Here is a 20,580-nt window from a genome sequence, read left to right on the forward strand (position 1 = left end):
CTGTGTGCTGGCGTTATAACGTGACGGTGGCTTGCCAGTAGGCCACCCAACGATCCGGTTGCAGGCTGTCTGGGTGCGTCAGCGGTTTACCGACGGTGACCGCCTGATTGAACCAGCGGCCGCTTAGCGTGGCGCCCAGCGCCGCCCCGACGACGCTGCCGCCGTCTATCTGCCCGGCGCGCCCCTGCAGCCAGCCGGCGTCTAACGCGCCGGTCAAAGAAAGCTCCCCCAGCCTCGGCAGGGTCTGCCATTGCCAGTTGAGTTCATTGCGCCAGTAGGCGCCGCGATTACCGGTCAGGTACTGCTCTTTAAAGCCACGCACCGAGTATTGCCCGCCGATGGAAATGCGCTCCCCGGCATACAGGTTGTCTGCGCTGGTTTGCCCATAGGCCGAGGTCAGGTAGTAGAGGGAGGGTGCGAGCGGATAGAAATAACTGGCGCTGAGGCCAAGCTTACGGAACTCGCTGCGCGGCGCTCCGTCGCGCTCCGGATCGTCGGCGGTGGCGCCCAGCATGCGCAGCCCGCGGCTTACCGTCGGGTTCAGCGTCATATAGCCGCCGCCCGCGACCGCGCTGTAATTGAGGCCCAGGCTGGCAATGCTGAGCGTCGGGCTGCTGACGCCCAACCGTTCACCCGCCAGCTTATTTTCCGTGGTGCGCCGCGCCAGGCCGATATCGACGGCCAGCTTGCGTTTGCCATCCCGCAGCAACGTGTGGTTGGCGCCCAAACGCTGGGTCTGGTTATTGCCCTGATAGCGGTAAGCCGCGCCGTTGAATGGCACCTGCTGGAAAAAATCGTTCCAGGCGTACTGGTAGCTGAACAGCCAATAGCCATAGGGTAAGGTGACGCTGCCGTTCAGGCTGCGGCTGCGATGATGTGGGCTGAAATCGTTATTGCGCGCTGCGGAGAGCGACCACTGGTCGGCCAGGCGCAGCGGGTTGTCCAGCACCACGCCGGCATTCATCTGCCCGGTGCCGGTGCTTTTCTGGCCGCTGTTATCGGCGCCGAAAGAGAAAGAGACCGGCGCGTGCGTGGCGCCACGCAGCAAAACCACTTTGGAAAAGCCGGGTTGCTCGCCAGGTTGAATATCGATGGTCACCTGCTGCGAAGCCAGCCGGTTGAGCTGCTCCATGCCCTGCTCGATATCACGCAGATTCAATACGTCGCCGACCAGGCCGGGGAACGCCATCTTCAACGCCGGCGTCTGCTCGCCGCTCTGCGTGATGGACTCGATTCGCCCTTCGCTGACGCTGACGACCAACACGCCACGGGAGATATCCTGTTCCTGCAGCCAGGCCTGCGAAGTGACATAGCCGCGTTGCAGATAAGCATTGGTGGTTTCACGCACCAAGCGGTTGATGTGCTCCAGCGTCAGACAGCTTCCCTGATACGGGCGCGCCAGGCTTTCTTTCACCGACCAGGAAAGATGCTCGGCACCCTCAAAAACAATCTGCCGCACCGGCTGGCAAACCGCTCCTGCGGCGGCTGGCACAGGCAGCGGTAACGCCGGCAATTCAACGTTATTTTGCAGCGCCTCGCGCTGTTGCTGGGCCTGTTCCAGCAACGTTTTCTGCTGTTGGGTAATGCTGTCGCGATCGGCAGGGCTGGTGATTTCTGCGCACCACGCCGAGCTGCAAAACGCCAAAAGCACAGGCCAAATCCTCGGCTTCCATGCACACATTTAAATACATCCATTTACGTTAATTTACATACCTTAGCGGAGTATATACATTTTATGCCGCCAATCAATGATAATGAGAATTAATTTTGTTTGAACTAAATCACAATGCGGAAAAAATGCGCATATGCCACAGCTACTGCGGCTTATTACCCAGAGTGCATTTAATTAATATTAAAATTAAAAAAATGAATAGTAAAAACAAATAAATTCAATATAAAAATAACACGTTCAACATCGACAAAAACAAACAAGCAGAGTTTACAAAGTTAATTCACCCTTTTATCTTGGTCGTTATATTCGCATAATTAATTCATAAAAAACATAGTTATTAATTAACCAATAAAGAAAAACAATATCGGGAATAGCCTCATGTTTAACCGTGATATAGAACTGTTTATTCGAGATTACGTTAATGATATCAAAGCCGGCAGCGCTGCGCTGTTTGCCGGCGCCGGACTGTCCATCCCCGCCGGCTTCGTTAGCTGGAAAGAGCTTATCGGCGATATCGCTTATGAACTGGAGCTGGATATCGAAAAAGAGAGCGATCTTATTTCTCTGGCGCAATATCACCTCAATGAAAAAGGCAACAGACATAAGATAAATCAAAAAATAATTACAGAATTCGCTGAACAGGCGGAAGAAACAGAAAACCACCGGATTATCGCCAGATTACCGATAGCGTCACTTTGGACCACTAACTACGACGACCTGATTGAAAAAACCTATGCCCGTTATAATCGCGTCTGCGACGTCAAAACCACGCCGGAAAGCCTGACCAATAACATTCATAAACGTGATGTTGTTTTATATAAAATGCATGGTGACTATAGAAATCCCAACCAGGCGATTATCACTCGCGAACAATACGAAACTTACTCCCGTACACACCTTCCTTTTATCAACATGCTGATGGCGGAGCTGACTGCCAAAACCTTCCTGTTTATCGGTTTCAGCTTTGAAGACCCCAACCTGCAATATGTATTGAGCCGCCTTTACGCACAGTACGGCGAAGGGCAGAGAAACCACTACTGCATCATGCGGCGCGTCCAGCTCGGCGACAGCGGCAGCGAGGATCAGGCGTCTTGCGATTACAACAGCCGCAAACAAGGCTTGATGATTAACGATCTGCGCCGTTACGGCATTCAAACGCTGTTGGTGGATGACTATCGGCAAATCACTGACCTGCTGTATGCCATCGAAACGCAGTTCAAGAAAAGCACGGTGTTTATCTCCGGCAGCGCCGACAACTACCAGCCCTATACCCGTGAAGAGTCCATCCAGTTCATACATCGTCTGGCGCGCCTGCTTATCCGCAAACAGTATCGCATCGTCAACGGTTTCGGCTGGGGCGTAGGCACGGCGGTGATCAACGGCGCACTGGAAGCCATTTACGACAGCCAAGGAAAAATCAGCGAAAGCCAGTTGGTGTTGCGTCCTTTCCCCCAATTCGCCAGCGGCGGCATTACCCTACCGGCTCTTTGGCACGAATACCGTCAGAACATGATTTCGCTCAGCGGCATCGCAATCTTTTTGTTCGGCAACAAACGCAACGCCGAAGGCGAATACGTGCTGGCCGACGGTTTATTGAAAGAGTACCAGATCGCCACGGAACAAGGCTGCGTCTGCATTCCTATCGGTTGTACCGGCAGCGCATCCGCCGAGATCTACCGGAAAATCAAGGAGGAAATGAAAGAAACCCTCTACTACCGCAACCCCGCCGCCATGAATCTGCTGGATCAGCTTAACGAACCGGGCAGCCTGGCGGAGAAGAAAAAAAGCCTGTTGGCGCTTATCGATATCATTACTAAGGATAACCCCCGATGACCAGAAAATGTTTTTACAGTTTCCATTATGAGCCGGACAACTGGCGCGCTTCTCAGGTACGCGAAATGGGCTCGCTGGAAGGTAACCGGCCAGCCACGGATAACGATTGGGAGGAAGTGAAAAAAGGCGGTGACGCCGCCATCGCCGCTTGGATCAAGGGCCAGTTGGACAATCGCAGCTGCGCCGTGATTCTCGCTGGTAAAGATACCGCTGATCGCAAATGGATTAATTTCGAAATATGCGAGGCTTGGAAAAAAGGCATGGGCGTGCTGGTGGTATATATACACAATTTGAAAGACAGCGCCGGCGACCAAACCACGAAAGGTAAAAACCCGTTGGATTACATTAAGCTGGGTGACGCAAAGCTTTCCACAATCGCCAAAGCCTACGATCCGCCTTATTCGACCAGCACCAATGTCTATAACCATATAAAAGACAATTTGGCTGAGTGGGTAGAAGAAGCGATCCGCATTCGCAAAAATTACTGACGCCCCTGATAGACAAAAGGCTGCACAGTTGTGCAGCCTTTCGTTTGTTCATAGCCCAAACGGCCTCACCCATACCGCCCGGTAATATAATCCTCGGTGCGGCGCTGGCGCGGCGAGGTGAAAATGGCGTCGGTGTCGTTGTACTCCACCAGCCGGCCCTGATGAATAAAGGCGGTGTAGTCGGAGACGCGCGCCGCCTGCTGCATGTTGTGCGTCACCAGCACCACGCTATAGCGCTGCTTGAGTGCGGAAATCAGCTCTTCGATGGTCAGCGTGGAGATCGGATCCAGCGCCGAGGTCGGCTCGTCGAGCAGCAACACCTCCGGCTCGATGGCGATGGCGCGCGCGATCACCAGGCGCTGCTGCTGGCCGCTGGACAAGCGGAACGCATTTTCGCGCAGCCGGTCCTTCACCTCATGCCACAGCGCGGCGGCGCGCAGCGAACGCTCCACCGCTTCATCCAGCAAGCGCCGGTCGCGCACGCCCTGCAGCCGCAGGCCGTACACCACGTTTTCATAGATCGATTTCGGGAACGGGTTCGGCCGCTGGAACACCATGCCCACCCGCCGCCGCAGCGCCGCCACGTCGATCTGCGCGCCGGAGATCGCCGCGCCGTTCAGCTGTAGATCGCCCTCGATGCGGCAGTTGTCCACCAGATCGTTCATGCGGTTGAAACAGCGCAGCAGCGTCGATTTGCCGCAGCCCGAGGGACCAATCAAAGCCGTCACCCGGTGTTTCGGGATGCGTAACGAGATATCGTGCAGCACCTGTTTGTCGCCATAAAACAGATTCAGGCCGTTGACCGCCAGCGCGGTCTGTTCATCGTCGAGATGCTGGACATCCAGCCGGGGCAAACTGCCTGGCGTCATCAAACCCATTACGCACTCCCCAAAAATAGCGTCATTGTTACTGCGACCATGCTCGGTACCGCTCCCTCAACGAATGGCGGATACCCATCGCCGCCAGATTCAAACTCACCACGATCGTCACCAGCAGGAAGGCGGTGGCGAACACCAGCGGCCGCGCCGCCTCTACGCTCGGGCTCTGGAATGCCATATCGTAGATCTGGAAGCTCAAATGCATGAACTTCCGCTCCAGGTGCAGATACGGGAAAATCTCGTCCACCGGCAGCACCGGCACCGATTTCACGACCCCCACCAACATCAACGGCGCAGTCTCCCCGGCGGCGCGCGCCACCGCCAGGATCAGGCCGGTCATCATCGCCGGCGCCGCCATCGGCAGCACGATGCGCCACAGCGTCTCGGCTCGGCTGGCGCCCAGCGCCATCGAGCCCTGCCGCAGCGAGGTGGGAATGCGCGACAGCCCTTCCTCGGTGGCGACGATCACCACTGGCAGCGTCAGCAGCGCCAGCGTCAGCGCCGCCCACAGCACGCCGGGCGTGCCGAAAGTCGGGTTGGGCAAGGATTCAGGATAGAACAGCTGATCGAGCGTGCCGCCGATCATATAAACGAAGAAGCCGAGGCCGAAGACGCCGTAGACGATCGAGGGCACGCCGGCCAGGTTGACCACCGCGATGCGGATCACCCGCGTCAGCAGATTGTTGCCGGCATACTCGTGCAGATATACCGCCGCGATCACGCCAAACGGCATCACCACGATCGACATCAGGATCACCATCAACACCGTGCCGAAAATGGCCGGGAACACCCCGCCTTCGGTATTCGCTTCGCGCGGGCTGTCGGTGAGGAACTTCTTCACCTGCTCGCCCCAGTGCGCCAGCTTCTCGGCGGTGTTCATGGCGTTCGGGTACCAGGCATCGCGCACCTGACTGAGCGGAATGGTCAACGTCTGCCCGTGCATGTCGCGCAGCAGCAGCGCGTCGCGCTGGCGATCGCGGTTCAGCCCCGCCAGACGTTCGGACAGCAGCTGATACTGCCGCTGCAGCTCCAGCCGTTCGGCCTTGATGGCGTCCTGCGCGCGGGCGTCCAGCTTATCGTCGCGCTGCAGGCGCTTTTCCCGCAGCCGCAGCGCGTCAAACTGCTGATTGATGCGCGCCATGTCGCGGAATTGAATGTCGTGCGCCTGGCGCGAGAGCGCGGCGATTTGCGGCAGCCGCTGCTGCAGCGCCTGCCCCAGATTGCGGCCGGTCAGCGGTTGCCCATCCTCCAGCAGCCCTGCCAGATAGCCGTAGGCGGTGCCGTGGCTATCACGCTCCAGCACCAGCAGGCTGCGCGGCGTGCTTTGGCTGCGGATGTCTCTGGCCAGCAGCGTGCGGAAATCCTGCCCCTCGCGCTCGCGGTTGCCGACCTTAATCAGATAGCGTTCGACGCTCTGCGCCTCGCCCGGCGGCGTGACGCCCGCCTCGGCCAGTTGGCGCCGGGAAATGCTTTGTTGCTGGTACAACTCACCGATCACCGTCACCGGCCCGGCGCCGTTCTGATTCAGTTCGAACTGATAAACCGGGCTCGGCCAGAAATAGCGCATCCCCTGCCCGGCCAGCAGCAACAGAATGCCGATCAGCGCCAGCAGGCTGACGGCCACCGAACCGGCGGTCAGCCATACCCACGGCGACCCGCTCTTCACCCAGCTCTTCATGGCGCCTCCTGATTCGGCGTGTAACGCTTGCGCAACCGCAGGCGCACCGCCTCCGCCAGCGTGTTGAACACGAAGGTGAAGACAAACAGCACCAGCGCAGTCAGGAACAGCACGCGGTAATGGCTGCTGCCAGAGACCGCCTCCGGCATTTCAATGGCGATGTTGGCCGCCAGCGCGCGCAGCCCCTGGAACAGGCTGCCGTCGATAATCGGCGTGTTGCCGGTGGCCATCAGCACGATCATGGTTTCCCCCACCGCGCGGCCAAAGCCGATCATCAGCGCGGAGAAAATGCCGGCGCTGGCGGATGGCAGCACCACCTTGATCACCGTCTGCCACTGGGTGGCGCCCAGCGCCAAAGAACCCTGGCTCAGGGTCGCCGGCACGCTGAACAGCGCGTCCTCCGCCAGCGAGAAGATGATCGGCACCAGCGCGAAGCCCATCGCCACGCCCACCACCAGCGCATTGCGCTGGTCATAATTATCCCCCAGCCAGAAATGCAGCGGCTCACCGAACAACGCCACCTCCAGCCGCGGCCCCAGGCTGAGCGCCAGCCACACCGTCAACGCCAGCAGCGGCAACAGCAACAGCAGATCGACGCCCGGCCGGCAGCGCGGCATAAAGCGATGGGTCAACGCGCCGCACAGCAACACCGCCGCCGCCAACAGCAGCGGCAACGCCAGCACCGCCAACAGATACTGCTCGATGATCGGCGCCAGCCAAATGCCGGCCACCAGCCCGATCACCACCGTCGGCAGTGCGCCCATCACTTCGATAGCCGGTTTGATCACCCGCCGCAGCCCCGGCGTCATAAAGTAAGCGGTATAGATGGCGCCGGCCAAGGCCAGCGGGATGGCGAACAGCATCGCGTAAGCCGCCGCCTTAAAGGTGCCGAAGATCACCGGCATCAGGCTGAATTTGGGTTGGTAACTGTCTTCGCCGGAGGTGGACTGCCAGACATAGGCCGGCTGCGGGTAGTTCTCGTACCACACCTTGCCCCACAACGAACGCCAGGTGACGTCCGGATACGGGTTGTCGAGCGCATAGCGCTGCCAGCCCTGCGCGCTCTCCAACAGCAGGCCATCGCCGCGCGGCGCGAACGCCATCTGCCGCACCTCGGCGCCCAAACGGGTATTCAGCAGCGGCTGCGGTTGAATGGCGGAGAACAGCGAGAAGCCGCCATCGGGCCGCAGGGTGGCGAACACCCGGCGGTAAGGCTCAGCCACCGTCAGCTCCTGCCCGTCGGCGCCGTGGTCGAAATGCTGCACCGGCGTCAGGCGCCAGCGCCGATCTTTTTCCACCTCGAACCACTCGCGCAGATTGCCGTCGGCGCCCTTGATCAGCAGCGCGCTGCCGCCGGGCAGCGCCGTCATCTGATACGGCGCATGTTCGCCAAGGGTACGCGTTTCACGCAGCTGCACCTGTGCGCCGTCGATCTGATAACGCGCCAGCCGGTTGCCGGTCAGCAGATAAAGCTGGCGGCCATCCGGCGTCAGCACCAGCTGCTCCCCGTCGTGCTCCAGCGGCCGCTCGCTAAACTGTGGCGGCCGGTCGGGGCTGAAGCGGCCGAACACCAGCCGCCGATCGTCGGTCACTCCGGCCAGCAGATACTGCCCGCGATGCGCATCCGCCAGCGACAGCAGTTTCAGCGGCTTGCGCTGTGGATCCAGCGCCAATGGCTGCTGCCCGAGCGGGAACTGCCACTGCGGCCGGCCATTTTCCGCCGTGGCGAAATCCGCGCGCGCCACCACCAACCGGCCGTCAGCCTGCGCCAACGCAAACAGATCGCGCTCGCCGGCGGCCTGCGCGAGCAGCGTCGGTTTGGCCAACAGCGTCTGCTGCGCCAGCGGCGTCTGGGCCTGGCCGCTCGGCGCTGGCGTCAGGCGATAAAATTGCCCCGTGCCCTGCGCGTCGATGCGATAACCGACGCGCTGCTGCACGTCCATGCCCAGCGCCAGCGCCGGGGCCGATACCGTGAGCGGCAGCGGCTGCGCCTGGCCGAGTGAGGCCGGTTTGAACAACGGCAGCACCGCAAACAGCAGATAAACGAAGATCAGCATCAACGTCATCAGCACCATCAGCCCGCTGGCGGTCACTGCCGCCTGCACGCCGCGGTCGATGCGCCCGCGCATGCGATCTCGGGGATGTTGATTGGCCGTCGTCTGTATCATGTGTCTCGCTGTCGCTGATGTAATCGGGCTTGCGCCGTAAGATAACCGGGCATCTTATGTCAGTTTTATGACGTTTGCATGACAAAGTTACCCACCATAACCCAGGTTTTTTAAACTGCAAAAAGACAATATGGCTTTGATATATTGCTGAAAAATGAACGTAAACACGCTTAATATCACCAAGGATAAGTCTGCTAATCTTCATTTCCTGCTGTTCATTTCGCCACCTGGCGCCCCACCTCTGAGAAAATTTATTGCCGCCGAAAAACGCCGCGCGCCAACGCAATGGATATGTTGGACTTTCCTGTCAATCTCTCGCAATAATGATGAAGGACACTAGAGCGGCATCCGGGCGCTGCGTCCCGGATCCTATTCTAAATTTGAACTGGAGTGGCAATGGGTCAGGAAAAGCTCTACATCGAAAAAGAACTAAGCTGGTTATCCTTTAATGAGCGCGTGTTGCAGGAAGCCGCAGATAAGAGCAATCCCCTGATTGAACGTATGCGTTTTCTGGGCATTTACTCCAACAACCTCGACGAGTTCTATAAAGTCCGCTTCGCCGATCTCAAACGGCGCATCCTGATCAGCGAAGAGCAAGGCTCCGCCGGTTCCTCACGCCATCTGCTGAAAAAGATCCAGGCCAAGGTGCTGAAAACCGATCAGGAGTTCGACGGTCTGTACAACGATCTGCTGCTGGAAATGGCGCGCAACCAGATCTTCCTGATCAACGAACGCCAGGTGTCCGAGAACCAGCAAATCTGGCTGCGGCAATATTTCAAACAGCACCTGCGCCAGCACATCACGCCGATCCTGATAAACCACGACACCAACCTGGTGCAGTTCCTGAAAGACGATTACACCTATCTGGCGGTGGAGATTATCCGCGGCGCGCGCACTGACTATGCGCTGCTGGAGATCCCGTCGGACAAGGTGCCGCGCTTCGTCAATCTGCCGCCGGAAGCGCCGCGCCGCCGCAAGCCGATGATCCTGCTCGACAACATCCTGCGCTACTGCCTGGACGATATCTTCAAGGGCTTCTTCGACTACGACGCGCTCAACGCCTATTCGATGAAGATGACCCGTGACGCCGAGTACGATCTGGTGACCGAAATGGAATCCAGCCTGCTGGAACTGATGTCCTCCAGCCTGAAACAGCGCCTCACCGCCGAACCAGTGCGCTTCGTTTATCAGCGCGACATGCCGAACGAGATGGTAGAACTGCTGCGCGGCAAGCTGGGCATCTCCAACTACGATTCGGTGATCGCCGGCGGCCGCTATCACAATTTTAAAGACTTCATCAGCTTCCCGAACGTCGGCAAGGCCAATCTGGTCAACAAGCCGCTGCCGCGCCTGCGCCACATCTGGTTCGACGGTTTCCGCAACGGCTTCGACGCCATTCGTGAAAAAGACGTGCTGCTCTACTACCCGTACCACACCTTTGAGCACGTGCTGGAGCTGCTGCGCCAGGCGTCGTTCGATCCGAGCGTGCTGGCGATCAAAATCAACATCTACCGCGTGGCGAAAGACTCGCGCATCATCGAATCGATGATCCACGCCGCGCACAACGGCAAAAAGGTCACGGTAGTGGTCGAGCTGCAGGCGCGCTTCGACGAAGAGGCCAACATTCACTGGGCGAAGCGCCTGACCGAAGCCGGCGTACACGTAATCTTCTCGGCGCCGGGGCTGAAAATCCACGCCAAACTGTTCCTGATTTCGCGCCGTGAAGGCGATGAAATTGTGCGCTATGCTCATATCGGCACCGGCAACTTTAACGAAAAAACCGCGCGCATCTATACCGACTATTCGCTGCTGACCGCCGACTCGCGCATCACCAACGAAGTGCGCCGGGTGTTCAACTTTATCGAGAACCCCTACCGGCCGGTCACCTTCGACAACCTGATGGTGTCGCCGCAGAACTCGCGCCTGAAGTTGTATGAGCTGATTGACAACGAAATCGCCAACGCCCAGGCCGGGGAACAGGCCGGCATTATGTTGAAAATAAATAATCTGGTGGATAAAGGGCTGGTAGATCGGTTATATACCGCGTCCGGCGCCGGCGTGAAGATCCGTCTGCTGGTGCGGGGCATGTGTTCCCTGATTCCCAACCTGCCGGGGATCAGCGACAATATTCAGGTGATCAGCATCGTCGATCGCTTTTTGGAACACGATCGGGTTTACGTTTTCGACAACAAAGGTGACAAACGGGTGTATCTGTCCTCCGCCGACTGGATGACCCGCAACATAGATTACCGTATCGAAGTGGCGGTATCGCTGCTGGATCCGGCGCTGAAACAGCGCGTTCTGGACATTCTGGAGATCCTGTTCAGCGATACGGTCAAGGCCCGTTATGTGGATAAAGAACTGAGCAACCAGTACGTGCCGCGCGGCAACCGCCGCAAAGTGCGCGCCCAGGTGGCTATTTACGAGTATTTAAAAGCTCTGGAACAACCAGGACAGTAGGCCAGCAACTATGCCGCTAAAAAACACTGCAACGAACAAACCGCAGGAAATCGCCGCCATCGACCTCGGGTCGAACAGTTTCCACATGGTGATCGCCCGCGTCGTCAACGGCGCCTTACAGGTATTGGGCCGTTTAAAACAGCGGGTGCATCTCGCCGACGGATTGGACAGCAACAACGTACTCAGTGAAGAGGCGATAGAACGCGGCCTGGCCTGCCTGGCGCTGTTTGCCGAACGGCTGCAGGGCTTCCCGGCGGATAACGTCACCATCGTCGGGACCCACACCCTGCGTCAGGCGGTGAACGCTGAAGTGTTCCTCAAGCGCGCCGCCAAAGTGATCCCCTACCCGATCGAAATCATCGCCGGCCAGGAAGAGGCGCGTCTGATCTTCATGGGCGTGGAACACACCCAACCGGAGAAGGGCCGCAAGCTGGTGATCGACATCGGCGGCGGCTCCACCGAGCTGGTGATCGGCGAAGACTTCGAGCCGCTGCTGGCGGAAAGCCGCCGCATGGGCTGCGTCAGCTTCGCCCAGCTGTTCTTCCCGGGCGGCGAGATCAGCAAAAACAACTTCCGCCGCGCGCGGCTGGCGGCGGCGCAGAAGCTGGAAACGCTGGCCTGGCAGTACCGCATTCAGGGCTGGCAGTACGCGCTGGGCGCCTCGGGCACCATCAAGGCCGCCCACGAAGTGCTGGTGGCGATGGGCGAAAAAGACGGTCTCATCACCCTGGATCGCCTGGAAATGCTCGCCGAACAGGTGCTGCAGTTCAAAAGCTTCGGCTCGTTGAGCCTGCCGGGGCTGTCGGAGGATCGCCAATCAGTATTCGTGCCGGGGCTGGCTATCCTGTGCGGCGTGTTCGATGCGCTGGCGATCCGCGATCTGCGCCTGTCCGACGGCGCGCTGCGCGAAGGCGTGCTGTATGAAATGGAAGGCCGCTTCCGCCACCAGGACATCCGCAGCCGCACCGCCAAAAGTCTGGCCGATCACTACAACATCGACCGCGAACAGGCCAAGCGGGTGCTGGAAACCACCGAGCTGCTCTACTCGCAGTGGATGGCGCAAAACACCAAGCTGGTGCATCCGCAGCTGGAGGCCCTGCTGAAATGGGCCGCCATGCTGCACGAGGTGGGGCTGAGCATCAACCACAGCGGCATGCACCGCCATTCGGCCTACATTCTGCAAAACTCCAACCTGCCCGGCTTCAACCAGGAACAGCAGCTGCTGCTGGCGGCGCTGGTGCGTTTCCACCGTAAAGCGATCAAGCTGGAAGAGCTGCCGCGCCTCAATCTGTTCAAGAAGAAACACTACCTGCCGCTGATCCAGCTGCTGCGTCTGAGCACCCTGCTCAACAACCAGCGGCAGTCGACCACCACGCCGGAAACGCTGCGCCTGACCACCGACGACAACCACTGGACGCTGCGCTTCCCGGCCGGCTACCTGGCGCAGAACAACCTGGTGCAGCTGGACTTCGAGCGCGAGCAGGCCTACTGGAACGACGTCGTCGGCTGGAAGCTGCTGATCGACGAAGAAGGCTCGCAAGACGAACAGCGCTCCGCCTGATCCCCGCCCCCTGCCAGCCAGGGGGTTTTTCTTTCCGCCCCGCCCTGTCAACCTAAACGAAACCCTAATACGCCGCGCCGCACGCCGGAAAAAAATGGACAACTTTTGTCATCAGCGCCTAAAATCCGGTTACAAATTCTCGAGCGAATAACACAGGATACCGGCATACCGGGTGATATATGCGCAAGAAAACCACCGGACAGATGACGAAGATAGTGTTGTTTATCAGCTTTATCATTTTAGTCGGCCGACTGCTGTACGCCGCCGTGGTGGCGGTGCCTCATCATCAGGAAAAAAAGCAGGCCGCTGCGCAAAACGCCGCCGAAGTCAGCGCCCCGCAACAGGACGCCTCCTCTGAATAACCGCCGCGCCCCGTCCGTTTCATAAAAATGACGCCGGCACTCGCTATGCTCTATCTTTTAATGAGCCTGCGTCAGGAAGGCCGAGCGCCCGTTAAGGAACACCATGTCAGCCGCAACCCATAACGTCAAAAAAGTCGCTGAACACCGCCAGCGCATTCTCACTCTGCTGTTGAACAATAAGGAATTGGTCGACGGCATTCTCGGCCGGCCAGGGGATGAACACGCCCTCAGCCAAAGCGAACTGCTGAACCAGACGGCGGAAATCACCGGCCTGCTGGACGACATGCACGCCGCCGACCTTGCGGACCTGCTGGAGGCGCTGCCGCAGGACGAACGTATGGCGCTGTGGCGGCTGGTGGGCAACAGCAAGCGCGGCCAGACGCTGGTGGAAGTCGCAGAACCGGTCTGGGACAGCCTGATCGAGGAAATGAGCGACAAAGACCTGCTCAAAGCGATCAAAACGCTGGACGTCGACGAACAGGCCTACCTGGCGCAATACCTGCCGCGCAACCTGATGGGCCGGTTGCTGACCTCGCTGGAGCCGGAACAGCGCGCCCAGGTGCGCGAGATGAGCCAGTACGCCAAAGACAGCGTCGGCTGGATGATGGATTTCGAACTGGTGACGGTGCGGCCGGACGTCACGCTCGGCGCGGTGCACCGCTTTTTGCGCATGCGCAAAACCATTCCCGACGCTACCGATAAACTGTTCGTCACCGACCGCAAAAACACCCTGCTGGGCGAACTGCCGCTGACCGCAGTACTGCTGAACGACCCGGAGATCCCGGTGCGCGAGGTGATGGACAGCGATCCCGCCACCTTCCAGCCCGAAGACAAGGCCGATGAAGCGGCCGGCGCGTTCGAACGTTACGACCTGATCAGCGCCCCGGTGGTTGACGCCAAGGGCAAACTGATGGGCCGCCTGACCATCGAAGAGATCGTCGACGCCGTCAACGAAGAGAGCGACACCAACCTGCGCCGCATGGGCGGTTTGAGCCCGGAAGAAGACGTGTTCGCCCCGGTCAGCAAGGCGGTCAAGACCCGCTGGGCCTGGCTGGCGATCAACCTCTGCACCGCGTTCGTCGCCTCGCGCGTGATCGGCCTGTTCGAACACACCATTTCCCAGTTGGTGGCGCTGGCGGCGCTGATGCCGATCGTCGCCGGTATCGGCGGCAACACCGGCAACCAGACCATCACCATGATCGTGCGCGCGCTGGCGCTGCATCAGATCGAAGTCGGCAACATCTCGCGCCTGATGCTCAGGGAGCTGGGCGTCGCCATCATCAACGGCGTGGTGTGGGGCGGCATCATGGGCGTGGTCACCTGGCTGCTTTACGGCGACGCGGCGATGGGCGGCGTAATGACGCTGGCGATGCTGCTCAACCTGCTGCTGGCGGCGCTGATGGGCGTGGTGATCCCGATGACCATGCTCAAACTGGGCCGCGATCCGGCGGTCGGCTCCAGCGTGCTCATCACCGCGCTGACCGATACCGGCGGCTTTTTCATCTTCCTCGGCCTCGCCACTCTGTTCCTGCTGTAATACGCCAAAAGCCGGCCCTGTGCCGGCCCTTTCCACCGGATGACATCGTTGAAAACGTGCCCTGATGATTCGCCAGAATAACAGAGCCCCCGCCGCCATTTGCCGCGTTCAAACCACGCCGTATTCCCTCATCCGTCACATTATGTTAACCAAGACAAGATTAGTGATATAAATAACACCTGAGGCTTAAACGATTAAGTAAGATGAAGCGCTCATGCGAGTATCAGCGTATCCGTTGATTTTCCTCGGCATGTGATGGCTCAGGGATAAGGGACTATGGAAAAGAAATGGTTTTCCGCCAGGGAACTGATGGGTAAGGCGGGCTTGCCTTCAACTCCGCAAGGGGTCAATTTGATGGCCCGGCGTGAAGGCTGGGTCAGCCGCCGCCGCAGCGGCGTACAGGGCAAAGCGCTGGAATACCATATCGATAGCCTGCCGTTCGGCGCGCGCAGCCTGTCGGCCTTGCGCGAGGCCGATCATCCGGAGTACGACGTCAAACGTCAGGATCCGATACGGGTCTGGATCGAGCATTACTACCACCTGACGCCGGCCGAGCGGGAAAAGCTGCTGGCGTTCCTGATGCGCGAGGGCATGAGCCGCCTGCTGCAGCTGATCGACGCCCCTCGCTAGCTCTGCGTTCAACTCTCCCCTTCCGGCGCCCAGCCGTCGTTGTGCCACAGATGCAGCGTGGCGTAAGAACGCCACGGGCGCCAACGTTCGGCGTAGCGTTCTATCTGGCGCGGCGTCATGCCGGGAAAACGCTGTTTGATCAGATAATCGCCGGCCAGGAACACGTCCGGCCACGACCAGGCGCGCATCGCGATATAGCTGGCGGTCCAGCTGCCGATGCCCGGCAGCGCGGTCAGCGCCTTGATGCCCCGCTCGATATCCAGCACGTTGTCGAGCTGCAGCCGCCCTTCGCCCAGCGCGCGGGCGATCTCGATCAGCGCCGCCGCGCGCTTCAGCTGCACCCCGAGCGGGCGCAGTTCTTCGGGCTGCAGCCGCGCCACCCGTTCTGCGGTGGGGAAGACATGGGTGATGCCCTCATGCGGCGTCGCCAGGGCTTCCCCCCAGCGTTCGGCCATCCGCCCGGCGAAGGTCGCCGCCATTTTTACGCTGACCAACTGGCCCAGCACCGCCCGCGCCGCCTGCTCGAAACTGTTCACGCAGCCCGGCAGGCGCAGCCCCGGCGCATCGGCCGCCAGCGAGCCCAGCGCCTCATTGATGCGATCCGGCGCGGCGTCCAGATCAAACAGCAGGCGCACCCGGCGCAACACCTCCGTCGTCACCAGACTGAGCGCAGGCGCGATCTCGACCCGAACCCGATTGCGCGCCTCTTCCGGCTGCACGCTGACCCAGCCGCAGTGTTCCGTGCCGCCCTGGCTGACGGCGATCGAGCGCAGGTAACGGCGTCCGTCGACCCGTTCCACGCCCTGCACGGCGCGCGCCTGCAAGAAATTCAGCATGCGCTCCCAGTCATAGGGCGGCCGATAGCCCAGGTGAAACACCAGCCCGCTGGCGGCGGCCCGTTCACCGCGCGCGCCGCCGCTGCGCAGCGCTGACGGGATCAGGCGGTAGCGCGCCTTGAACAGCTCGTTGAAACGCCGCAGGCTGCCGAAGCCGGCGGCGAACGCCACCTCGCTGAGCGGCAGATCGGTATCCGCCAGCAGGCGCTTGGCTTGCAGCAGCCGGTGCGACTGCGCGTAATCGATCGGCGAAGCGCCAAACTGTTCGGCGAAGATGCGCCGCAGATGGCGATCGGAAATGCCCAGCCGCGCCGCCAGCGCTTCGCAGCTGTGTTCGGACAGATACCCCTGCTCGATGAGCTGCACCGCCACCTGCGCATAACGGTTGCCCAGATCGATCAGCGCCAGACCGGGCGCCAGCTCCGGCCGGCATTTGAGGCAGGGGCGAAACCCCGCCAGTTCAGCCGCCGCCGCGCTCGGATAAAAGGTGCAATTTTCCCGCTTCGGCGTGCGGGCGCTGCACACCGGACGGCAATAGATACCGGTTGAAGAGACGCCGACGAAAAAGCGTCCGTCGAATTTGCGGTCACGCGCGCGCAGCGCGTCGTACAACGCTTGCTGTTGAGTATTCATGGCAACGCTCGGGGTCGGTTTTTTCGGCATTATGGGGCTCGGCTGGCGCGCTGACGTGCGGAATTCGGACATTAAGTTACGCGCCTTCCCGCCGTCCAGATTAGCGATTGTCTTTAATGATTATGCGTCTTAACAGCGTTCAGACGCACCATTTTTACCGCCACCGACATAAAGCCCCGCAGCCCGACGATTTATTGCCCCTGGCGCGGTACCCCCAATGCCCGACGCATCAGCCCATCGAAGGCGCGATCGGACAACAAGCGCCGCAGAAAAATCAACGGTTTCGCGCCAAACCCCACCGCATAGCGCGTTTTCGGACGATGGGCGGCGATGGCTTTGGCGATCGTATCGGCAATCACGCTCGGCGGCGATTGCCGTTTCTTGCTGGCGTCGCTGACCATGGCGTGGGCGACAGCATGAGCCTGAGCGGCGTACTCGCTCTGGCCGGAAACGCCGATCAGTTTTTCCGCGGCGATATCCGCCCATTCACTCTGGATGCCGCCGGGTTCGATCACCACGACGTCGATGCCGAAAGGTTGCACCTCCATGCGCAGACAGTCGCTGATGGCCTCCAAGGCGAATTTGGTGCCGTGATACCAACCGCCCAGCGGCGTATGTATTTTTCCGCCCATCGACGTAATATTGATGACGGTGCCGGAGCGCTGCGCTCGCATGTGCGGCAAAATCAGCTGCGTCAGCCGAACCGCACCGAACACATTCACATCAAATTGAGCGCGAGCCTCATCCGCAGAAACGTCTTCAATAGCGCCATAGGAGCCGTAACCGGCGTTATTGACCAGCACATCGATACGCCCCGTTTCGGCGATGATGGTCTTTACCGCCTGCGCCATGGAAGCATCGTCGGTGACGTCCAACGGCAAAACGCGAATGCCAGCGGCAACCAGAGCCTGCATGCGCTCAACCCGGCGGGCGGCCGCATAAACGGTGTGCCCGTGCTGCTTTAACGTGACGGCGGTGGCTTCACCAATACCGGACGAGGCGCCGGTCACCAGGATCACTTTGGACTTCATACTGACTGCTCCTTATTAGGATGATTGCGTTGGCGACTGCCTGCGCAGTCTGTATGTTGTCCACTTTAAGCGACGGGCCCTGCCGCAACCATGTCGAACCGCGCCAATCAACTCGCAGAATGCGCCAACGTGAACAGCGCCTCTCGGCTAATTCAGCCGCATCGCCTGGCGAGCCGCTTCCGGCGTTTGCCCTGTCCATTCGTGAAAGGCGCGGAAGAAAGAGTTCGGCTCTTCAAAACCGAGCAAAAAGGCAATCTCTCCGCTGGTAAGGGTCGAATGCTTAAGATAGTGGCGCGCCAATTTTTCCCGGGTGCCATTGCTCAGCGAACGAAAACTCTCGCCCTCATCTTCCAGACGCCGCTGCAGCGTCCGGCGGCTCATGCCCAATCTTGCCGCCACCGCATCGATGCCGGCGGTATTGCTGGGAATCAACTCCAGCAGCACCGCACAAACGCGCTCTCCGGTGGTTGCCGTGGCGCCCAGTTCACTGAGGCGACGACGCAGCTCGGGTTCGAAAACGCGCCACATGCCCTCATTCACTGTCAAAAAGGGACGCAAGGCATCTGCGGAGGAGAAAGTAATGCCCGGCCCTGCCCCAGGCGTTACCGCGCAGCCGAAGAAGGCTGCCAAGGGGCGCGAAAGGGCTGCAGGCGGCAGTTCAGGCAAGGTGATACGGCGCGCTTTTACCGGTTCGCGCGTGGCAAGCTGCGCCAGCCGAACATAAAATGCCAGCTCAGCCACCAGCAAAGACGCCGGTACTGCCTCCTCCGCCAACAGCCAGCGGGGTGAAATCGTCATTTCGCCTTCAGGGCCGATGGCGAGCTCCAGGCTCATCGGCGCCGTAAGTTGCTTGTATTTCGCTAACCGCTGGACAGCTTGCGCCAGATTGGCGCTGCACAGGGCGGCGAATATCGGAGGGTCAAACGATTCCGTTGACATCAGCGCAACGATTTTCAACGGAAACAACGGGTCGCCCGTTCCTTCCTCCATCGCGCGCCAGAAGCGGAAATATTCTTCCGTTGTGATCCCTTCCGCGGTGCGTGACAACAGATCTTCAGGCAATGCAGCCCGGCGTAAAACATCCGTCGGCTGGAGTCCCAGATCTTTCAGCAGGGTTCGCCAGCCGATATTCATGAGAAAGGTAGAGTTGCGCGTCATGGAATCCTCATCGCTGAGTCATAGGGAAAGGCATTCCCCGCTCGGAATACCTGTTGAGTATAAAGAAATGGCGTGCGTCTTGATGGGCGAAGCACGCCATTTTCATAGCCGACTGTGCCATTGCTGCGGCTTGAGCGTTATTCACACTGAGAAAGTTCGCGCACGCTAAATTTTTCGACACTCGCGCATTGGCGCATTGCCCGCCGGCCCCGTCTCGGGTAAAGTCGCCCCCCTTCATTGGCATGGGGACAAAAAAGAGATGTTTATTGGATTCGACTACGGGACAGCCAACTGTTCCGTTGCAGTGATGCGCGACCACGGCCCCGAGCTGTTGACGCTGGAAAACAACGCGCCCTATCTGCCTTCGATGCTGTGCGCGCCGACCCGCGAAGCGGTGAGCGAATGCCTGCACCGCCATTGGCAGGTCCCGACCGGCAGCGAAGAAAACCAGCAGCTGCTGCGCCGGGCCATCAGTTACAACCGCGAAGAAGACATTCCGGTCAACGGCGACAGCGTGCTGTTCGGCCTGCAGGCGCTGGCGCACTACATGGAAGATCCGGAAGAGGTGTACTTCGTGCGCTCGCCGAAGTCCTTCCTCGGGGCCAATGGCCTGAAACCGCAGCAGATCGCGCTGTTCGAAGACCTGGTGTGCGCCATGATGTTCCACATCAAACGCCAGGCGGAAAACGTACTGCAGACCGGCATCGATCAGGCGGTGATCGGCCGGCCGATCAACTTCCAGGGCATCGGCGGCGACGAAGCCAACCGGCAGGCGCAGGGCATTTTGCAGCGCGCCGCCGAACGCGCCGGTTTCAAGGACATTGAATTCCAGTTCGAGCCGGTGGCGGCGGGGCTGGACTTCGAAGCGACGCTGAGCGAAGAGCAAACCGTGCTGGTGGTGGACATCGGCGGCGGCACCACCGACTGCTCGGTGCTGCTGATGGGGCCGCAGTGGCGCGACCGTGCCGATCGCCAGCAGAGCCTGCTGGGCCACAGCGGCTGCCGGGTCGGCGGTAACGATCTGGACATCATGCTGGCCTTCAAACAGCTGATGCCGCTGTTCGGCCTGGGCGGCGAAACCGCGAAAGGCATCGCCCTGCCGGCGCTGCCTTACTGGAATGCGGTGGCGACCAACGACGTGCCGGCGCAAAACGATTTCTACAGCGCCGCCAACGGCCGCGTGCTGCGCGATCTGATCCTCGACGCGGCGGAGCCGGAAAAGGTCAAGCGCCTGCTGAAAGTGTACCAGCAGCGCCTGAGCTACCGATTGGTGCGGGCGGCCGAAGAGAGTAAGATCGCCCTGTCCGGCCAAACGGCCATTAGCGCGCCGCTCAATTTCGTGCAGGCCGATCTGGCGGAGAACATCAGCCAGGTTCAGCTCGCCGACGCCATCTCGCAGCCGTTGATGCGCATTCAGGAGCAGGTCAGCGCCGCGCTGGCCAGCAGCCAGACCGCGCCGCAGGTGATCTACCTGACCGGCGGCAGCGCGCGCTCACCCCTGCTGCGCGCCGCGCTGCAACAGCAGCTGCCAGGCATTCCGATCGTCGGCGGCAACGACTTCGGCTCGGTCACCGCCGGGCTGGCGCGCTGGGCGCAAACGCTGTTCCGTTGACAGCCCACGGGCGCGGCTCGCCGCGCCCTTGTTCATTGGAGGC

The 20,580-nt window shown here is 60.2% G+C and carries 15 protein-coding genes; 8 read left to right on the forward strand and 7 right to left on the reverse strand.

Annotated features, from left to right (window positions below; all coding sequences use genetic code 11):
• Positions 1–13: 13 nt before the first annotated feature.
• The gene (locus ACP39K_RS20305) at positions 14–1,681 is read right to left on the reverse strand and encodes a ShlB/FhaC/HecB family hemolysin secretion/activation protein (RefSeq protein WP_497008794.1); all 1,668 of its coding nucleotides are present in this window, start codon (positions 1,679–1,681) and stop codon (positions 14–16) included.
• A gap of 369 nt (positions 1,682–2,050) precedes the next feature.
• Here ACP39K_RS20305 and ACP39K_RS20310 point away from each other — a divergent pair, with 369 nt between their 5' ends.
• Both ACP39K_RS20310 and ACP39K_RS20315 read left to right on the forward strand, forming a co-directional pair.
• On the forward strand, positions 2,051–3,505 hold the full coding sequence (locus ACP39K_RS20310; protein WP_497008795.1) for an SIR2 family protein: 1,455 nt from the start codon (positions 2,051–2,053) through the stop codon (positions 3,503–3,505).
• A complete protein-coding gene (locus ACP39K_RS20315; protein ID WP_048795067.1) occupies positions 3,502–3,993 on the forward strand; it encodes a TIR domain-containing protein in 492 nt (163 codons plus the stop codon). The genes ACP39K_RS20310 and ACP39K_RS20315 overlap by 4 nt, the downstream gene beginning before the upstream one ends.
• Positions 3,994–4,058: 65 nt before the next feature.
• Here the strand turns inward: ACP39K_RS20315 and pstB are convergent, their stop codons facing one another.
• From pstB to ACP39K_RS20330, 3 genes are read right to left on the reverse strand one after another with little or no spacing between them, the layout of a single operon-like run.
• Positions 4,059–4,871, reverse strand: coding sequence for a phosphate ABC transporter ATP-binding protein PstB (pstB, locus tag ACP39K_RS20320; RefSeq protein WP_019452422.1), 813 nt, complete (start codon positions 4,869–4,871; stop codon positions 4,059–4,061).
• 28 nt (positions 4,872–4,899) lie between these two features.
• A complete protein-coding gene (gene pstA, locus ACP39K_RS20325; RefSeq protein ID WP_033639661.1) occupies positions 4,900–6,549 on the reverse strand; it encodes a phosphate ABC transporter permease PstA in 1,650 nt (549 codons plus the stop codon).
• Positions 6,546–8,717 carry an ABC transporter permease subunit gene (locus tag ACP39K_RS20330; protein WP_060445288.1) on the reverse strand — a complete coding sequence of 724 codons (2,172 nt, stop codon included), beginning with the start codon at positions 8,715–8,717 and terminating at the stop codon, positions 6,546–6,548. The genes pstA and ACP39K_RS20330 overlap by 4 nt, the downstream gene beginning before the upstream one ends.
• 396 nt (positions 8,718–9,113) lie before the next feature.
• Here ACP39K_RS20330 and ppk1 point away from each other — a divergent pair, with 396 nt between their 5' ends.
• The 5 genes from ppk1 (at position 9,114) to ACP39K_RS20355 (ending at position 15,267) form a co-directional block, all read left to right on the forward strand.
• Positions 9,114–11,177 carry a polyphosphate kinase 1 gene (gene ppk1 / locus ACP39K_RS20335; RefSeq protein ID WP_016926720.1) on the forward strand — a complete coding sequence of 688 codons (2,064 nt, stop codon included), beginning with the start codon at positions 9,114–9,116 and terminating at the stop codon, positions 11,175–11,177.
• Between the two features lie 10 nt (positions 11,178–11,187).
• Positions 11,188–12,738: an exopolyphosphatase gene (ppx, locus tag ACP39K_RS20340; protein WP_016926719.1), complete on the forward strand. Its 1,551-nt coding sequence runs from the start codon at positions 11,188–11,190 to the stop codon at positions 12,736–12,738.
• A gap of 179 nt (positions 12,739–12,917) precedes the next feature.
• The gene (locus ACP39K_RS20345; protein WP_004941600.1) at positions 12,918–13,100 is read left to right on the forward strand and encodes a YfgG family protein; all 183 of its coding nucleotides are present in this window, start codon (positions 12,918–12,920) and stop codon (positions 13,098–13,100) included.
• A gap of 103 nt (positions 13,101–13,203) precedes the next feature.
• Positions 13,204–14,637: a magnesium transporter gene (mgtE, locus tag ACP39K_RS20350; RefSeq protein WP_016926718.1), complete on the forward strand. Its 1,434-nt coding sequence runs from the start codon at positions 13,204–13,206 to the stop codon at positions 14,635–14,637.
• 276 nt (positions 14,638–14,913) lie between these two features.
• The gene (locus ACP39K_RS20355; RefSeq protein ID WP_048794840.1) at positions 14,914–15,267 is read left to right on the forward strand and encodes a DNA-binding protein; all 354 of its coding nucleotides are present in this window, start codon (positions 14,914–14,916) and stop codon (positions 15,265–15,267) included.
• An 8-nt stretch (positions 15,268–15,275) separates the two neighbouring features.
• Here ACP39K_RS20355 and alkA read toward each other — a convergent pair whose 3' ends face one another.
• The 3 genes from alkA to ACP39K_RS20370 all read right to left on the reverse strand — a co-directional run bounded on the left by alkA (position 15,276) and on the right by ACP39K_RS20370 (position 18,925).
• Positions 15,276–16,766, reverse strand: coding sequence for a DNA-3-methyladenine glycosylase 2 (gene alkA, locus ACP39K_RS20360; protein ID WP_033639658.1), 1,491 nt, complete (start codon positions 16,764–16,766; stop codon positions 15,276–15,278).
• 161 nt (positions 16,767–16,927) lie between these two features.
• Complete coding sequence (locus ACP39K_RS20365; protein WP_033639657.1) at positions 16,928–17,767, reverse strand: oxidoreductase; 840 nt, start codon at positions 17,765–17,767, stop codon at positions 16,928–16,930.
• A gap of 147 nt (positions 17,768–17,914) precedes the next feature.
• Positions 17,915–18,925 (reverse strand): AraC family transcriptional regulator, encoded by a 1,011-nt coding sequence (locus tag ACP39K_RS20370; RefSeq protein WP_033639656.1) that lies wholly within the window; start codon positions 18,923–18,925, stop codon positions 17,915–17,917.
• A gap of 259 nt (positions 18,926–19,184) precedes the next feature.
• Here ACP39K_RS20370 and yegD point away from each other — a divergent pair, with 259 nt between their 5' ends.
• Positions 19,185–20,537: a molecular chaperone gene (gene yegD / locus ACP39K_RS20375; RefSeq protein ID WP_497008796.1), complete on the forward strand. Its 1,353-nt coding sequence runs from the start codon at positions 19,185–19,187 to the stop codon at positions 20,535–20,537.
• Positions 20,538–20,580 lie beyond the last annotated feature (43 nt).

It is taken from the genome of Serratia sp. EC4 (assembly GCF_059652115.1).

What these genes read in the sequence shown, in the direction of transcription:
- ACP39K_RS20305 (WP_497008794.1), bottom strand. Translation starts at nt 1,681, where the DNA reads ATGTGTGCATGGAAGCCGAGGATTTGGCCTGTGCTTTTGGCGTTTTGC.
- ACP39K_RS20310 (WP_497008795.1), top strand. Translation starts at nt 2,051, where the DNA reads ATGTTTAACCGTGATATAGAACTGTTTATTCGAGATTACGTTAATGAT.
- ACP39K_RS20315 (WP_048795067.1), top strand. Translation starts at nt 3,502, where the DNA reads ATGACCAGAAAATGTTTTTACAGTTTCCATTATGAGCCGGACAACTGG.
- pstB (WP_019452422.1), bottom strand. Translation starts at nt 4,871, where the DNA reads ATGGGTTTGATGACGCCAGGCAGTTTGCCCCGGCTGGATGTCCAGCAT.
- pstA (WP_033639661.1), bottom strand. Translation starts at nt 6,549, where the DNA reads ATGAAGAGCTGGGTGAAGAGCGGGTCGCCGTGGGTATGGCTGACCGCC.
- ACP39K_RS20330 (WP_060445288.1), bottom strand. Translation starts at nt 8,717, where the DNA reads ATGATACAGACGACGGCCAATCAACATCCCCGAGATCGCATGCGCGGG.
- ppk1 (WP_016926720.1), top strand. Translation starts at nt 9,114, where the DNA reads ATGGGTCAGGAAAAGCTCTACATCGAAAAAGAACTAAGCTGGTTATCC.
- ppx (WP_016926719.1), top strand. Translation starts at nt 11,188, where the DNA reads ATGCCGCTAAAAAACACTGCAACGAACAAACCGCAGGAAATCGCCGCC.
- ACP39K_RS20345 (WP_004941600.1), top strand. Translation starts at nt 12,918, where the DNA reads ATGCGCAAGAAAACCACCGGACAGATGACGAAGATAGTGTTGTTTATC.
- mgtE (WP_016926718.1), top strand. Translation starts at nt 13,204, where the DNA reads ATGTCAGCCGCAACCCATAACGTCAAAAAAGTCGCTGAACACCGCCAG.
- ACP39K_RS20355 (WP_048794840.1), top strand. Translation starts at nt 14,914, where the DNA reads ATGGAAAAGAAATGGTTTTCCGCCAGGGAACTGATGGGTAAGGCGGGC.
- alkA (WP_033639658.1), bottom strand. Translation starts at nt 16,766, where the DNA reads ATGCCGAAAAAACCGACCCCGAGCGTTGCCATGAATACTCAACAGCAA.
- ACP39K_RS20365 (WP_033639657.1), bottom strand. Translation starts at nt 17,767, where the DNA reads ATGAAGTCCAAAGTGATCCTGGTGACCGGCGCCTCGTCCGGTATTGGT.
- ACP39K_RS20370 (WP_033639656.1), bottom strand. Translation starts at nt 18,925, where the DNA reads ATGACGCGCAACTCTACCTTTCTCATGAATATCGGCTGGCGAACCCTG.
- yegD (WP_497008796.1), top strand. Translation starts at nt 19,185, where the DNA reads ATGTTTATTGGATTCGACTACGGGACAGCCAACTGTTCCGTTGCAGTG.